The sequence below is a fragment of the Burkholderia sp. 22088 genome (assembly GCF_052045915.1).
Taxonomy (GTDB): Bacteria; Pseudomonadota; Gammaproteobacteria; order Burkholderiales; family Burkholderiaceae; genus Burkholderia; species Burkholderia cepacia.
In genome coordinates this window covers 16,804-30,398 of sequence record NZ_JBQEPY010000012.1, presented here as the reverse complement: position 1 = coordinate 30,398, position 13,595 = coordinate 16,804, and the positions used below count along the sequence as shown (strand labels likewise).

The window sequence follows — 13,595 nt, the reverse complement described above, 5'->3', positions numbered from 1 at the left end:
GGACGGATGGACGCCAGTATAAGCGTCGCCCCGGCGGCGTGCGAGCGCGTTTGCGGCGCCACGGCGGCGGCGGCCGAACCGGTCACGGACAGGGAAATACGGGTACGCCTCCGGGGAAACCCGAAGGGTGCAAGCAACGTGTCAACTCGCCGCGAATGCGGTGCGTTATGGAACCAGTGCGTCAGGTTTTGTCGCGACGGAACGGCGGAAGCCGGCCTCGCGGCCTGGGGCTCCGATGCGAATGCCTCGCATCTTTACTTACCGGTACGTTTGATTTTTTCTCCGCTAAAGGAAGAACAATGAAGAAGACGCTCGCTTCGATCATCGCTGCAGCATTCGCGCTCGCATCGGTTTCGGCATTCGCACAGGAAGCAGCATCGGCACCGGCAGGCGACACGTCGGCTGCTGCACCCGCCAAGAAGGATCACAGCAAGCCGAAGCACCAGCTGAAGCACCACGGTTCGAAGAAGGGCCAGGCGAAGGCTGCAGCCGCATCGGCCGCCGGCACGAACGACGCAGGCACGCAGAACTGAGCGGCTTGCCGCCACGGCCGGCGTTGCCGGTCATCGGTTGGCCAACCCCGCATGCTCCGGCATGCGGGGTTTTGTTTTTTCAGGCGCCCGATTCGCCCGATTCGCCCGATTCGCCCGATTCGCCCGGTTCGTCGAGCCGGACGGGCGGCGGCGCGCGCATCGCGTCGACCACCGTGCGCATGCGCCGCCAGTGCGAGCCTTCCCAGAACACGCGCCGGCACACGTCGCACGCGGCGAAGCGCCGGTGCCGCTGCCGGACGCCGGCCGGCACGCGCGGCGCGGCGGCGGCCGCGTCGAGCGGATGCAGCGGGGCGTTGCAGCGCAGGCATAGCCGGAACGGGCGCATGTGCGGCGCGAGATCGAGCCGCTCGAACAGTTCGCGCAGCTGGTCGGCCGGCTGCAGCGCGTGCAGGTAGCAGCCGCGCTCGACCGCACGCCGCTTGAGCAGCTCGCGGTCGCGGGTCAGCACGATCCGGCCCTCGCGCGCGGCGAGCGCCGCCAGTTCGTCGTCACGGTAGTGGTTGTCGTAGCAGGTGTCGAAGCCCGCGAGGCGCAGCAGTTGCGCAAGGCCGCCGAGATGCGCGTCGGCGACGAAGCGCCATGGCCCCGGTGGCGGCGCGGCGACTCCGCGGGCTGCCGGTTGCGCGCGCTCCGGAAAGGCTTCGACCCGGTCGCCGTCGTCGAGCGGCCGGTCGAGCGCGGCCGGCACGTCGTTGATGCACAGCCGGCCGATTTCGGTATGCGGGACGCCGAGCGCCTCGATCGCGTGCTTCACCGTCGCATCGCGCGCGCAGGCGTGCCCGAACGCGCGGTCGCGCTGCGCGCGCGGGAGAAACGCGTTCAGTTCGTCGTGGAAGCGGAAGGTCGCGATCGCCATGCGCGCAGTATGGCACCGCGCATGGCCGGCCGCGTGCCCTGCAGGCACCCCGCATCTGTGTTTAACTCCCCGCTTCACGGAGCGAAGGAGCGGGAAATGGATCTCGGATTTATCGGGCTGGGCGAAATGGGGCAGGCAATCGCGACGAACCTGCTGAAGGCCGGACACACGGTGCGGGTCTGGAACCGGTCGCGCGAGCGCGCCGAGCCGCTGGCCGCGGCCGGCGCGCAGATCGTCGACACGCCGGCCGACGCGTTTCGCGGCGACGCGGTGTTCTCGATGCTGGCCGACGATGCCGCCGCGCGCGAGATCTTCGACGATGCGCTGCTCGCGCAGGCGCCGCGCGGCCTGATCCACGTCAACATGGCGACGGTGTCGGTCGCGCTGGCCGAATCGCTCGCGCACGCACATGCGTCGCGCGGCATCCATTACGTCGCCGCGCCGGTGATGGGGCGCCCCGATGTCGCGGCCGCCGCGCGCCTGACGATCATGGCGGGCGGCCCGGCCGAGGCGATCGACCGCGTGCAGCCGCTGTTCGACGCGATCGGCCAGAAGACCTGGCGGTTCGGTTCGCTGCCGCAGCACGCGAACGTCGCGAAGATCGCTGCGAACTTCACGCTCGCGTCGGCGATCGAGACGCTCGGCGAGGCGTCCGCGCTGCTGGGCGCGCACGGCGTCGCGATGCGCGACTTCCTCGACGTGATCACCGGCAGCGTGTTTCCGGGGCCCGTCTACGAGGGTTACGGCTCGATGATCGCCGAGCGGCGCTACGAGCCTGCGCGCTTCAAGGCGCGCCTCGGGCTGAAGGACGTTCGCCTGGCGCTGGAAGCCGGCGACGCCGTGTCGGTGCCGCTGCCGGTGGCGAGCGTCGTGCGCGACAACCTGCTCGACGCGCTTGCGCACGGCGGCGGCGAACAGGATTTCGCGGTGCTCGGCGAAGTCGCGCTGCGCCGCGCGGGCCGCTGATCCGCCCCGCGACAGAAGTCGGGCGCACCGGCATAATCGACGTTTCGTTTTCCTTGCATCGAGGCAGAGGCAGTCATGAACTTGCATACGTGGTGGCTTTTCGTGGCGACGGTGTTCGTCGTGTCGGCGATTCCGGGCCCGAACATGCTGCTGGTGATGACGCACGGCGCGCGCCACGGGCTGCGGCGTTCGGCATGGACGATGGCAGGCTGCCTCTCCGCGCTGGTGCTGATGCTGTCGGTGTCGGCGGCGGGCCTCGGGGCCGTGCTCGAGGCTTGGCCGGCGATGTTCAACACGTTGCGCTTCGCGGGCGCGGCCTACCTGATCTACCTCGGCGTGAAGGCGTGGCGCGCACGCGTGGACGACGAGCAGCCTGCCGCCGACGTCGAAACCGTGCCGCGCCAGGCCACGCCGGCATCGCGCGGGGTGCTGTTCCGCAACGGTTTCCTGGTCGCGGGCAGCAACCCGAAGGCGATCCTGTTCGCGGCCGCGCTGCTGCCGCAGTTCATCAACGCGGCCGAGCCGACGCTGCCGCAATTCGGCATTCTCGTCGTCACGTTCGCGGTGATCGAGGTGAGCTGGTATCTCGTCTATGCGTCGTTCGGCACGCGCATCGGCGCGACGCTGAAGAGCCAGAGCGTTGCGAAGATCTTCAACCGGCTGACGGGCGGACTGTTCGTCGGCTTCGGTGCGATGATGGCGCTGGTCCGTCACTGATTTCGGTCCGACGCCGGTGCGCCGAACGCCCCGTCCCTCGCCAGAGGGCGGGGCGTTCGGCTTTTTGGGGCTCGTCTCACGCGCGCGGGCGAGTCAATGCCGCTGCGCCGGCGTCGCGTCCGGCCGAGCGCCCGAAGACGGCGGCCGCGCCGGCGAACGCGAACCCGACGCCGCACACCGCGCTCCACCCGCCCCACGCCCACGCACTGCCTGCGAGCGCCGCGCCGAGCGCGCCGCCGATGAAGAACAGCCCGACGAACAGCCCGTTCAGGCGGCCGCGTGCGGCCGGGTTCAGCAGGTTGATCGCGCGGCGGCCGATCGTCTGGTCGACGATCACGCCCGCGTCGAGCAGCGCCGCGCCGCCGGCCAGCAGCGCGAGCGCAAGGCCGCGATGCGCGTGCGCGTCGAAGCCGAACCAGCCGGCGCCCGCGATCCCGAGCAGGGCGAGCGCCACGAGCATCGTGCCGTGCGCGATCCGCTGCGCGGCCGGCCCGTGACCGCGGTCGCCGGCGCGGCCCGCGAGCGGCGTGACGATCGCGCCGCTCGCGCCGGCGAACGCGAACCATGCGATCCCGTGCAGGTCGAGGCCGAACGGCGGCTGCGCGAGCCGCAGCCCGACCGCGGTCCAGAATGCGCTGAACGCGGCCATCGCGAGCGCGGCCGACAGCGCATGCCGGCGCAGCACCGGCTCGTCGGCCAGCAGGCGCCCCATCGACGCGAGCAGCGCGCGGTAGCCGGCCGTGATCGACGGCGTACGCGACGGCAGGCGCAGGGCCAGCACGACGGCGATTGCAGCGTTCGCAAGCGCGGCCAGCAGATAGAAGCCGCGCCAGCCGGCCGAGCCCGCGATCAGGCTCGCGAGCGGCCGCGACAGCAGGATGCCGAGCATCAGCCCGCTCATCACGTTGCCGACCGCGCGGCCGCGCTGCGCCTCGGGCGCCATCGACGCGGCCATCGGCACGAGCATCTGGATCACGCTCGACGCGGCACCGGCCGCGAGGGTGGCGAGCAGGAACACGGTGCCAGACCGCGTGAACGCGGGCAGCGCGAGTGCAGCCGCGCATGCGGCCAGCGTCGCGACGATCAGGCGGCGGTTCTCGAGCAGGTCGACGAGCGGCACGAGCAGTACGAGCCCGGCCGCGTAGCCGAGCTGCGGCAACATCGCGACGAGGCCGGCAAGGCCGGGCGGCAGATGCAGATCGGCGCTGATCGGGCCCGTCAGCGGTTGCGCGGCGAACAGGTCCATCACGATCACGCCGACCGTCGCGGCGAAGAACAGCGTCATGCCCGCGCTCAACGCGGGCGGCGTGCCGGCGGGCGTGCGGACGGCGGCGGGGCAAGGGTTGGCGGGGCAGTTCATCGGAAGCCTGGCGAGTGGGTCGAAGGAGTCCCCATCGTAGGTGCCTGATGTTTATGCGACAATTGAAATATCTCTAACATGATTATGCGAGTTTGTTTTGAATACGCGTGATCTCCAGGCGTTCGTCGCGGTGGTCGACAGCGGGTCGATGGTCGCCGCGGCCGCGAAGCTCCACTTGACGCAGCCGGGCCTGACGCGGCGCGTGCAGAATCTCGAAACGCTGCTCGGCATGTCGCTGCTCGAACGGCAAAGCAAGCCGCTGAAGCCGACTGCCGCCGGGCGCGACGTCTACGCGCTCGCGCGCAACGTGCTGGGCGCGGTCGACGAGCTGATGGCGGCGGGCGCGCCGGACAGCGAGCCGTCCGGCGAGCTGCGCATCGGCGTGCCGCCGTTCCTGTCCGAGCTGGCGCTCGAGCAGCCGATCGACCGGCTGCGCGACGCGTTCGGACGCCTCACGCTGCGCGTGACGGCCGGCTGGTCGCCGGCGCTGATGCAGGGCATCGAGCGCGGCACGCTCGACGTCGCGGCCGTGATGGTGCCGGCGAGTTCGGTACTGCCCGATACGTTCACGTCGACGCTGCTCGGCACCCAGCCGACGGTGCTCGTCGCCGCGCGCGACTTTCCGCTGCCCGACGGCCCGTTGTCGATCGACATGCTGTCGCGTTTTCCGTGGGTGCTGAGCCAGGACGGCTGCGGGATGCGTTCGGCGCTGAGCCGCACGCTCGGCGCGGCCGGGCTGCCGTTCGACGTCGCGGTCGAGGCATTCGGCTCGGAGCTGCAGCTGTCGCTCGTCGCGCGCGGCGCGGGCATCGGCATCGCCGCGCCGAACGCGCTGGCGCGCAGCGCGCACCGCGAAGCGCTGAGGGTGGTGGAAACGGCGGGACTGGAGACGCGGATCAACGTGTGGATCGTGCACGGCGCGCTGCCGGGCCGGCTGGTGCGGCCCGTCGCGCTGCTGCGCGATGCGCTGGGTGAAGTGCTCGACCGGGAAAACAGGGTGGGGTCAGATGCAGTGAAGGCGATCTAGAGTCGGCATTCGAGGGAAAGTCCGTATTTTCTCTACGGAAATGTTGCATTGCGGAAACCGATTCGCTAGAATTGCACCTGTCTCCTCCATGTCTCCTCTGATATGGATTCAGCCCGCCTCTTAGGCGGGCTTTTTTTTGCCTGCGATTTTGCCGCGGCATGCCATGCGTCGTCCGTCGCGGCGCTCAGAACTTGTACGTCATCCCGACGTAGCTGATGATCGGGTCGGCCTTCAGGTCCGATTTCGATTCCGAGAGCACCGTGCCGTCGGCCGCCTTGATCGTCACCGTCGACGTCGTCTTCAGCGGGATGTACGTCACGGACGCGATCAGCCCGAAATGCTCGGTCATGTTGTACTGCAGGCCGGCGTTGAACACCGGCTGCCATGACGACGACGCCTTCGCCTCCACCGATGTCGTACCCGGCTTGCCCGCGCCCGCCGCGAGAATCGCGCCGAGGTTGTCCTGGGTCTGCTTGATGAAGTTCGTGTTGAGCTGAAGGTCGCTGAACCAGTTGTACGACACGCCGAGGCCGAGGAACGGCCGGAACTTCGCGGTGGCCTGCCCGAAGTAGTACTGCAGCAGCACGGCCGGGCTCCACTGCCGCACGCTCTTCACGATCGGGTTGACCGACGCGAGCCCGATGTTCTGCGTGCCGAGCGCGCCGGCCGGGCCGGGCGGCCTGATCGTGCCCTGGCCCGACACCTTGAACACCGGCGGCACGCCGGCCACCGACGTGACCGCGATGTGGTCGGTCAGGAAGTGGCTGACCGTCAGGCCGACGGTGTCGGCGCCGCTCGTGTGCAGCCCGGTGCCCGGCGACGTGAACGACGGCGGCAGCCGCAGCGGCGTGTTGATCGGTGTCGGTGCGACGTTGGTCGTCATCGGCGTGCTGCTCTGCTGCGGCATCACGTGGAACCAGCCCAGCGTGACGACGTTGCTGCCGGCGCTCTGCGCGTGCGCCGCGAGCGGCGCCAGCACGGCGGCGCCGGCCGCCGCGCAGCGTAGGGTTCTCTTCATCACGGCATTTCCCTCCGCTTACTGGACGAATGCGCCGATCGTGAAATACGGCGTCGATCCCGCGTTGTCGAGGAAACCGAACACGCCGCCCGAGAAGATGAACTTGCCGGTCGGCGACGTGCTGCCCGAACCCGTGTGGATTGTCGTGACCGTGCCCGGCACCTTCTGCGTGTAGTCCAGGTCGAGCGCGGTCGCTAGCGATGCCTGCGACGGCTGGAACGGATCGAGCAGCGTGGCCTGCTTGTCGATCAGCGCGGTGGTCCGGTAATCGAACTGGCTGTCGACGCCGATGTATTCACCGTTCTGCGAACCGGCCGCGATGGCCGTCTGCGGCGCGAGGATCGAGATGCTCGATTCGTCGTCGGCGGTGAGGCCCGGCACCCCGTTGCTGTCGGGCGTCGGGTTCGGGTTCGCCACCCCGGTGCGCACGAGAATCGGCACGAGCTGGTTGCGCAGCTTGCCGACGATCATGAAGGCCTTGCCCTGCGGCGTCGCCGACAGCGTCGGTTTCAGCTGGCTCGCATAGTTGTTCGACTGGAACGCGCCGCTGCCATCCGCCGACTGCACGAAGTTCGTGCCTCGCTGCGTGCACGCGCCGCCGGCGAACTGGCCGGTCGAGTCGCACTTGGTCCAGGTGCCGTCGGCGTTGATCGTCACCTTCGCGTCGATCGATGCCGGCGCGAAGTTCTGCGACGGCACTTCACCGAAGCCCGTGTGGCTGTACGTGCCCGCCACCTTCGTGATGTCGGTTTCGATCGACGAGAAGCCGATGAACGGGTAGTACGGGAATTTCGTGTCGGGCACCGCGGCCTGGCCGAGCACGCCGTTGAACTGGATCTCCTTGCCGGGAATCGTGCCGCCCGCGACGCCCATGCCGACGAAGATGCGCGCCGGGCGCGACGGATCGAGGCTCGCGCCGTTCAGGCGGAATGCGCACTGGTTCAGCTTGTTGGTCGGCAGCAGCGTTTCCTGCGTGAGCGTGCCGCTGTCGACGGTGCCCGCGCGGGTCGGCACGACGGTGCCGGTCGTTTGCGGAACCGGCGATTCGACATAGGTGACCTGCCAGGTCATCTTGGTCGTGTCGAGCTGGACCTTGGCGAGTTCGCCGCTGCCCGCGCCGCCCGTAAACACGGTGGTGTAGTCGAGCGAGGCAGGGCAGAGCCGGTCTTCGACGAGCGGGGGCGGATTGTCGCCGCCGCTGCCGCTGCCGCCGCAGGCAGAAAGAAGGGGGGCGGCAAGGGCCGCCGCCAGAATGAGGTTGCGCTTCATGTTGCTCCTCCAGATTTGTCTTGTACGGCGGCCAGCTCCCTGTCGGCCGCTTCTGTTGCTTGTGCTCGTCCTGCCTGCGCCGTGCCGCGCGCTCGTGCGTCACGCGACGGCGGCCAGCCCGCCGTCGCGTCCTCGTCCGCTACTTGCTGATCTGCGCGCCGACGCCGAAGTACGGTGTCGACGAAGTCGTCGAGTTCGCCGACGTCGAAGTGACGCCGCCGTTCACCGTGCCCTGGATCAGCGCCGCGTACAGCCCGCCCGTCGCGATCACGACGCCAGTTGCGGACGGGTAGTTCGTGCCGGGCGGCGGCTTCGGTGTCGTCGTCGCGTTCAGCAGGCCCGGCGTCGCCTGGCCGTAGTCGAGCGTGAAGCCGTCTTCCTCGACCTGCGTGCTCGGGTTGATGAACGACGCGTTGCTGCCGCGGATCAGGGCCGCCGTGTACTTGAAGTTCGAGTCCGCGCCCGCGTAGCCGCCGTCGATCGCGCCCGACTGGATCGCCGTTGCCGCACCGAGCACCGCGATGCCCGATTCGTCGTCGACCTGCGCGTCGGTATGCAGCGGCGGCGTGCCGAGGTTCACGTTGCCCGTACGCACGATCACCGGTACCGTCGCGCCGTTGAGCTGGCCGATCACCATATGCGCGGTGGCCGACTTGCCGGTCGCGCCGACGATCGGCAATTGCGTCTGCGGCAGCGTCTGCGGTGCCTTCGTGCTGTCGAAGTAGCCGCCGTTCGCGCTCGTCTTCCACGGGTCGCCGGTCGTCTGGCAGCCGCCCGAGCCGCTCGACGTGCACGCGCCGTTCGCATCGAACGTCTCGCTCGAGTTCGTGCCTTTCGTCGCGTAGTCGCCCGACGGCACCAGGTGGTAGATCAGCGCGTTGTACGTGCCCGGCAGCTTCGACAGGTCGGTCGTCGTGTTCGCGAAGCCGAGGAACGGATAGAAGTCGAAGTGGCGGTTCGGCACCTTGCCGACGTCCTTTGCCACCACGATCGGGCCGATGGCGATCGTCAGCCCGTCGTACTGGATCGTCGCGCCGGGAATGCCGCCGCCCGCGACGCCCATGCCGACCAGCAGCATCGGCGGGTTCGCCCGGTTGAAGTCGGCGGCCGTCGAGTACGTGGCGCCGCCCGGCGCCTTGCCCGTGCCCGGCGTGAGGATGAACGCGCAGCGCGTCTGCTCGGCGGTCGGCAGCGTGCCGGTCGGCGGGTGCATGACCGCACCGGTGATCGTCGTGCCGGCGCGGCTCGGCGTGACCGTGCCGGTCGCGAGCGGAATCGGCGATTCGAGCCACTTGAGCGTGTAGGTCATCGCCACGGCGTCGATGTTGACGCTGACGATCTCGCCGCTACCGGCGCCGCCGAGGTACGTGCTCTTCACGATGTCCGCGTTGGCCGGGCACAGCGCGCCGTTGACGGGCTGCGAAGGCGGCGGCCCTTGCGTGCCGCAGCTCGATCCGGAACATTGGGGCGCATTGATCGGCGCGGGTGCGCCGCCGTCCCCCCCACCACATGCAACCAGGAAAGGGGCAATGGCAAAGGCCGTTGCCACCCCCTTCGATAAGGCGTGCGACATGCCGCTGTCTCCAATCGTTTAATTGTGCGAGCTAATGTCGCTGCCTGGATTTTTGCTGTCAATTGATGAACCCGTCTAAAAAAGGCGATTGAAACGGGCATCGTGTTTTGAATCCTTGTCTGACACGGTATTCAGTAAGAATTAAAACGTGCGACAGGCTGCCTGAAGCTGCCGGAGTGGGGAATGTGCGACGCCGGACAGGCCGGCGAAGAGCCTTCCTGCGTATAACGCCAGCGTTTAAAGCGGTCGGTATCCGGTTTATCCCTATTCGGGATTGACTGGATAAAGAGGGGGTGGAATTAATTCACTGGTAATCGCGCAATCGAAAGCTTGTAAATATTTGTAAATACGCGATCGGTAATTTTTTTATATATTGCGTGATACCGGTAAATAAAAAGCCGGCCAGTGGCCGGCTTTGCATTGCATGCGATGTTGAATCAGCGTTTGAGACCCGCATCCTCGGCCGCGCCGATGTTCAGGTTCATGCACTGGATCGCGGCGCCCGATGCGCCCTTGCCGAGGTTGTCGAGGCGCGCGACCGTGACGAAGCGCTCTTCGTTGCCGAACACGAACAGGTCGACACGGTTCGTGTCGTTGTTCGCCTGCACGTCGAAGAAGCCGCCGTCGAGGTTCGCGTCCGCATCGAACGGCGCGACGCGCACGAAGGCTTCGTCCGCGTAGTACTCGGCGAACACGCGCTGCACGTCCTGCGGCGTCGCGCGTTTCGCGAGCTGCCCGGGCGTGAAGTAGGTCGTCACCGCGAGGCCCTTCAGGAACGGGCCGACGATCGGCGTGAAGATCGGCGGGTTCGCGAGGCCCGTGTGCGCGGCCATTTCCGGCAGGTGCTTGTGCGTGAGGCCGAGCGCGTACGGGCGCGGGCTCGCGAGTTTGCCGCCCGGCGCCGCGCTTTCGTAGTCGGCGATCATCGACTTGCCGCCGCCGCTGTAGCCGGTGATCGAGTAGCTGTGCGCGGCGAACGTCGGTGCGACGATGCCCGCATCGACGAGCGGACGCATCGCGAGCACGAAGGCCGATGCATGGCAGCCCGGCACCGCGATGCGCTTCGACGTGCGAATCTTCTCGCGCTGCGCGCGGGTCAGTTCCGGCAGGCCGTAGGCCCAGTCGGCGCTGGTGCGGAACGCGGTGCTCGCGTCGATCAGCGTCGTGTTCGGGTTCTCGACGAGCGACGCCGATTCGCGCGACGCGACATCCGGCAGGCACAGGAACGTGACGTCCGACGCGTTGATCAGGCGGCGGCGCTCTTCGACGTCCTTGCGCTTCGCTTCATCGATGCGCAGGATCTCGATGTCGCTGCGTGCCGACAGGTATTCGAAGATCTTGAGGCCGGTCGTGCCTTCCTGGCCGTCGACAAAAACTTTGGTGCTCATTTCGCTCTCACTGAATGAAACGGGGCCCGCGCCCTGAATCCGCCATTTTAAGACGTCATCCGGCGGGCCTGCATCGCGCGGGTCGAAAAAAAGACGGCCGGCGGGCCGTCTTGTGTCCCTTTGACGCACACCGGCGCGCTCATCGGCGCGCCCACCGGCGCGTGCTCAGCCGCGGCCGGCGACCCAGCGGGCCGTCGCCTCGGCGACCCGCCGGCCGAATGCCTTCCCGGTTTCGAGGTCGCCCGGCAGCGGGCCTTCGTCGGGCGTCGCATCGGCCGGCGACTGCGCGAGCAGGCCCGTCGAGCCGCCCAGGTAGTTGATGTCGTTGCGCGTGGCCGCCTTCGAGTTGGCCGGCATCAGGCTCGTGCCGACCCACACCATCCCATGCTGCATCGACAGCGTGACGAAGTATTGAATTGTCGAGAACTTGTCGCCGTTCATGGTCGCGGAGTTCGTGAAGCCCGCGGCGATCTTGTCCTTCCATTTCTGCGTGAACCACGCTTTCGACGTTGCATCGGCGAATTGCTTGAACTGCGCCGACGGGCCGCCCATGTAGGTCGGTGCCCCGAAGACGATCGCGTCGGCCGCGTCGAGCGCGGCCCAGCCCGCGTCGTCGACGTCGCCGACCGCGAGCAGGCGCACGGTCGCGCCGGCGTCCTGCGCGCCCGCGTGAACGGCCTCGGCCAGTTTCTGCGTGTGACCGTAGCCGCTGTGATAGACGATGACGATGTTCGACATGAGGCGTTCTCCGGAAAGGAACGGGAACGGCGGCCGTTGCGGCACGCCGGGTCACGCGTCGCCGGCCGGCGACGCGACGGATGCGCGGCGTGGTGCCGCGACCGGTGCCGACGAGTCTAGCAAGCCGAAATGACGCGAAAACACGCGGGCGCGGAATACGCCCGGAGTACGCCAGTGCGCGGCGGCAGGCAATCGCGGCAGCGCGCGGCAGGGGGCGATGCCCGCCGCCGGGTGCCCGTCACCCGTTATTGCCCGTAGTTGACCGTGAGTTGCGCGGTGCCGATCGCCAGCGTGCCGATCTCGTGCTCGAACATCGGTGCGGGGCGCCCCTGCGCGACGCGCAGGTCGTCGCCCTTCAGCGCGTAGACGGTGACCACGTAGCGGTGAGGCTTGCCGGGCGGCGGGCACGGGCCGCCGTAACCGTCGATTCCGAAGTCGTTGCGCGCTTCGCTTGCACCGATGCGCCGCAGGAAGCCGGATGCGCTCGCGTCGGCGGGCAGGCTCGTGACTGTCGCGGGAATGCCCGCCACGGCCCAGTGCCACCAGCCGTGCCCCGGCGCGTCGGGATCGAAGATCGTGACCGCGTAGCCGCGCGTGCCGGGCGGCGGGTTGTGCCAGGCGAGCTGCGGCGAGTGGTTGCCGCCCTTGCAGTCGCCGCGGTCGAACACGTTCGCGGTACGGACGCGCCCGCCCGGCGTCAGGTCGTCGCTCGTCACGGTGAACGCGCCTTCTGCATGCGCGGGCACGGCGGCGAACGCGGCGGCATAAAGGAGGGCGAGGTGGGCGAAGAGAGCGAGGAGGGCGGCAAGGAACGGCGACGGGCGACCCGATGGCGCAGGCGGAGTGATCCGGCGATCCACACGCATATGGCGCTTCTCCCGTCACGTGGGCCGGACCGATGCTTCCGGCGTTGTTGGCGTTGTGCGTTGCCCGCGCAGCTGATGGCGACGATGGATCAAGTCTAGCATTAGGGTTCGATGAGCGATGCACGCCGCGACCCATGGTCGCGATCGTTTGCTGCGCGAATCGGCGGACGAAAAAAAACCGCCCGCGATGAAGCGGGCGGTTCGTTCAGCCAGGACGCCGGCCTGCGGGCCGGCGCGGCGTCATTCCTTCGGGGCCGTCGCGCCGCCGTGCGCCGCCGACCACTCGGCCGGTGCGTGCAGGAATTTCTCGACTTCGTCGAGCGTCTTCGTCTCGAAGTAGCCCGAAGCCTTCGCGACGCGCAGCACGTCCCACCACGTGGCGAGCGCGTGCAGGTCGACGTCGATGTCCTTCAGGACCGACACGCTTTCCTTGAAGATGTCGTAGTGGAACAGCACGAAGCAGTGGTTCACGGTCGCGCCCGCGGTGCGCAGCGCGTTGACGAAGTTGATCTTGCTGCGGCTGTCGGTCGTCAGGTCTTCCACGAGCAGCACGCGCGAGCCTTCTTCCAGATGGCCTTCGATCTGCGCGTTGCGGCCGAAACCCTTCGGCTTCTTGCGCACGTACTGCATCGGCACCATCATCCGGTCCGCGATCCATGCCGCGAACGGGATACCGGCCGTCTCGCCGCCCGCCACCGCGTCGATCTGCTCGAAGCCGATGTCGCGCGTGATCGTCGTTTCAGCCATTTCCATCAGCGCGCGGCGCACGCGCGGATACGAAATCAGCTTGCGGCAGTCGATATAGACGGGGCTTGCCCAGCCGGACGTGAAGATGAACGGTTTTTCTGCGTTGAAGTGCACTGCCTGCACTTCGAGCAGGATTTTGGCGGTCGTATCCGAGATCGACTGACGATCGTAGCCTGTCATGGGCATTCCTTGGGTGATGAGCGAAGAGCGGGCGCGGGCCCGGTGGCGCAGCAAGGGGAACCTGCCCTGGGGGCCGGGGCGCGATCGGAGGGCCAATCGCATCGCTGCGCGCGGAGCCCGCTATTTTACCCGATTCAGGCCGGTTTTCGGCGGAATTCGCGCGGGTTCGGCGCTCGGCTCGCCACCGGCGAAACAAACGGGGCGGGACCGCTCGCGCTGATGCGGAGGATGCGGCGCTGCACCAACGGAGGTCATTTAGGGGGTGTACACTAGGCGACCCTTAGAAATCGTTCAGTACTTTGTACTTTCCTCTTGCCATCCGCCAAGGTTCGATGG

General features: G+C 68.2%; 13 protein-coding genes. 4 read left to right on the top strand and 9 right to left on the bottom strand.

Annotated elements, in window-relative coordinates:
- Positions 1 to 299: 299 nt before the first annotated feature.
- Positions 300 to 533, top strand: coding sequence for a hypothetical protein (locus ACTJLD_RS22865; protein WP_027788607.1), 234 nt, complete (start codon positions 300 to 302; stop codon positions 531 to 533).
- A gap of 79 nt (positions 534 to 612) precedes the next feature.
- Here ACTJLD_RS22865 and ACTJLD_RS22860 read toward each other — a convergent pair whose 3' ends face one another.
- Positions 613 to 1,410, bottom strand: a complete 798-nt coding sequence (locus ACTJLD_RS22860) for a Mut7-C RNAse domain-containing protein (RefSeq protein WP_440659736.1) — start codon at positions 1,408 to 1,410, stop codon at positions 613 to 615.
- A gap of 9 nt (positions 1,411 to 1,419) precedes the next feature.
- Here ACTJLD_RS22860 and ACTJLD_RS22855 point away from each other — a divergent pair, with 9 nt between their 5' ends.
- Together ACTJLD_RS22855 and ACTJLD_RS22850 are read left to right on the top strand one after the other, a co-directional pair.
- A complete protein-coding gene (locus tag ACTJLD_RS22855) occupies positions 1,420 to 2,376 on the top strand; it encodes an NAD(P)-dependent oxidoreductase (protein WP_309600202.1) in 957 nt (318 codons plus the stop codon).
- A gap of 75 nt (positions 2,377 to 2,451) precedes the next feature.
- Entirely contained in the window at positions 2,452 to 3,093 is a 642-nt protein-coding gene (locus ACTJLD_RS22850) for a LysE family translocator (RefSeq protein ID WP_059694362.1), read from the top strand.
- A gap of 76 nt (positions 3,094 to 3,169) precedes the next feature.
- Here ACTJLD_RS22850 and ACTJLD_RS22845 read toward each other — a convergent pair whose 3' ends face one another.
- Entirely contained in the window at positions 3,170 to 4,453 is a 1,284-nt protein-coding gene (locus ACTJLD_RS22845) for an MFS transporter (RefSeq protein WP_175758053.1), read from the bottom strand.
- Positions 4,454 to 4,550: 97 nt separating this feature from the next.
- Here ACTJLD_RS22845 and ACTJLD_RS22840 point away from each other — a divergent pair, with 97 nt between their 5' ends.
- On the top strand, positions 4,551 to 5,480 hold the full coding sequence (locus tag ACTJLD_RS22840) for a LysR family transcriptional regulator (RefSeq protein WP_440659735.1): 930 nt from the start codon (positions 4,551 to 4,553) through the stop codon (positions 5,478 to 5,480).
- Positions 5,481 to 5,664: 184 nt separating this feature from the next.
- Here ACTJLD_RS22840 and ACTJLD_RS22835 read toward each other — a convergent pair whose 3' ends face one another.
- The 7 genes from ACTJLD_RS22835 to ACTJLD_RS22805 form a co-directional block, all read right to left on the bottom strand.
- Positions 5,665 to 6,498, bottom strand: a complete 834-nt coding sequence (locus tag ACTJLD_RS22835) for an OmpW/AlkL family protein (RefSeq protein WP_060175007.1) — start codon at positions 6,496 to 6,498, stop codon at positions 5,665 to 5,667.
- Between the two features lie 18 nt (positions 6,499 to 6,516).
- Positions 6,517 to 7,767: a DUF2957 domain-containing protein gene (locus ACTJLD_RS22830; protein ID WP_059694355.1), complete on the bottom strand. Its 1,251-nt coding sequence runs from the start codon at positions 7,765 to 7,767 to the stop codon at positions 6,517 to 6,519.
- A gap of 139 nt (positions 7,768 to 7,906) precedes the next feature.
- A complete protein-coding gene (locus ACTJLD_RS22825) occupies positions 7,907 to 9,340 on the bottom strand; it encodes a DUF2957 domain-containing protein (RefSeq protein WP_060084493.1) in 1,434 nt (477 codons plus the stop codon).
- A 437-nt stretch (positions 9,341 to 9,777) separates the two neighbouring features.
- On the bottom strand, positions 9,778 to 10,728 hold the full coding sequence (gene argC, locus ACTJLD_RS22820) for an N-acetyl-gamma-glutamyl-phosphate reductase (protein ID WP_021158583.1): 951 nt from the start codon (positions 10,726 to 10,728) through the stop codon (positions 9,778 to 9,780).
- A 165-nt stretch (positions 10,729 to 10,893) separates the two neighbouring features.
- Positions 10,894 to 11,466 carry a flavodoxin family protein gene (locus ACTJLD_RS22815; protein WP_021158582.1) on the bottom strand — a complete coding sequence of 191 codons (573 nt, stop codon included), beginning with the start codon at positions 11,464 to 11,466 and terminating at the stop codon, positions 10,894 to 10,896.
- Positions 11,467 to 11,711: 245 nt separating this feature from the next.
- The gene (locus ACTJLD_RS22810; RefSeq protein ID WP_440659734.1) at positions 11,712 to 12,332 is read right to left on the bottom strand and encodes a YbhB/YbcL family Raf kinase inhibitor-like protein; all 621 of its coding nucleotides are present in this window, start codon (positions 12,330 to 12,332) and stop codon (positions 11,712 to 11,714) included.
- 240 nt (positions 12,333 to 12,572) lie between these two features.
- Positions 12,573 to 13,259, bottom strand: a complete 687-nt coding sequence (locus ACTJLD_RS22805; RefSeq protein WP_011546659.1) for an orotate phosphoribosyltransferase — start codon at positions 13,257 to 13,259, stop codon at positions 12,573 to 12,575.
- Between the last annotated feature and the right edge of the window lie 336 nt (positions 13,260 to 13,595).

Bases quoted from the DNA above. Each gene is read 5' to 3' on its own strand.
- ACTJLD_RS22865 (WP_027788607.1), top strand. From the start codon at position 300: ATGAAGAAGACGCTCGCTTCGATCATCGCTGCAGCATTCGCGCTCGCA.
- ACTJLD_RS22860 (WP_440659736.1), bottom strand. From the start codon at position 1,410: ATGGCGATCGCGACCTTCCGCTTCCACGACGAACTGAACGCGTTTCTC.
- ACTJLD_RS22855 (WP_309600202.1), top strand. From the start codon at position 1,420: ATGGCACCGCGCATGGCCGGCCGCGTGCCCTGCAGGCACCCCGCATCT.
- ACTJLD_RS22850 (WP_059694362.1), top strand. From the start codon at position 2,452: ATGAACTTGCATACGTGGTGGCTTTTCGTGGCGACGGTGTTCGTCGTG.
- ACTJLD_RS22845 (WP_175758053.1), bottom strand. From the start codon at position 4,453: ATGAACTGCCCCGCCAACCCTTGCCCCGCCGCCGTCCGCACGCCCGCC.
- ACTJLD_RS22835 (WP_060175007.1), bottom strand. From the start codon at position 6,498: ATGAAGAGAACCCTACGCTGCGCGGCGGCCGGCGCCGCCGTGCTGGCG.
- ACTJLD_RS22830 (WP_059694355.1), bottom strand. From the start codon at position 7,767: ATGAAGCGCAACCTCATTCTGGCGGCGGCCCTTGCCGCCCCCCTTCTT.
- ACTJLD_RS22825 (WP_060084493.1), bottom strand. From the start codon at position 9,340: ATGTCGCACGCCTTATCGAAGGGGGTGGCAACGGCCTTTGCCATTGCC.
- argC (WP_021158583.1), bottom strand. From the start codon at position 10,728: ATGAGCACCAAAGTTTTTGTCGACGGCCAGGAAGGCACGACCGGCCTC.
- ACTJLD_RS22815 (WP_021158582.1), bottom strand. From the start codon at position 11,466: ATGTCGAACATCGTCATCGTCTATCACAGCGGCTACGGTCACACGCAG.
- ACTJLD_RS22810 (WP_440659734.1), bottom strand. From the start codon at position 12,332: ATGCGTGTGGATCGCCGGATCACTCCGCCTGCGCCATCGGGTCGCCCG.
- ACTJLD_RS22805 (WP_011546659.1), bottom strand. From the start codon at position 13,259: ATGACAGGCTACGATCGTCAGTCGATCTCGGATACGACCGCCAAAATC.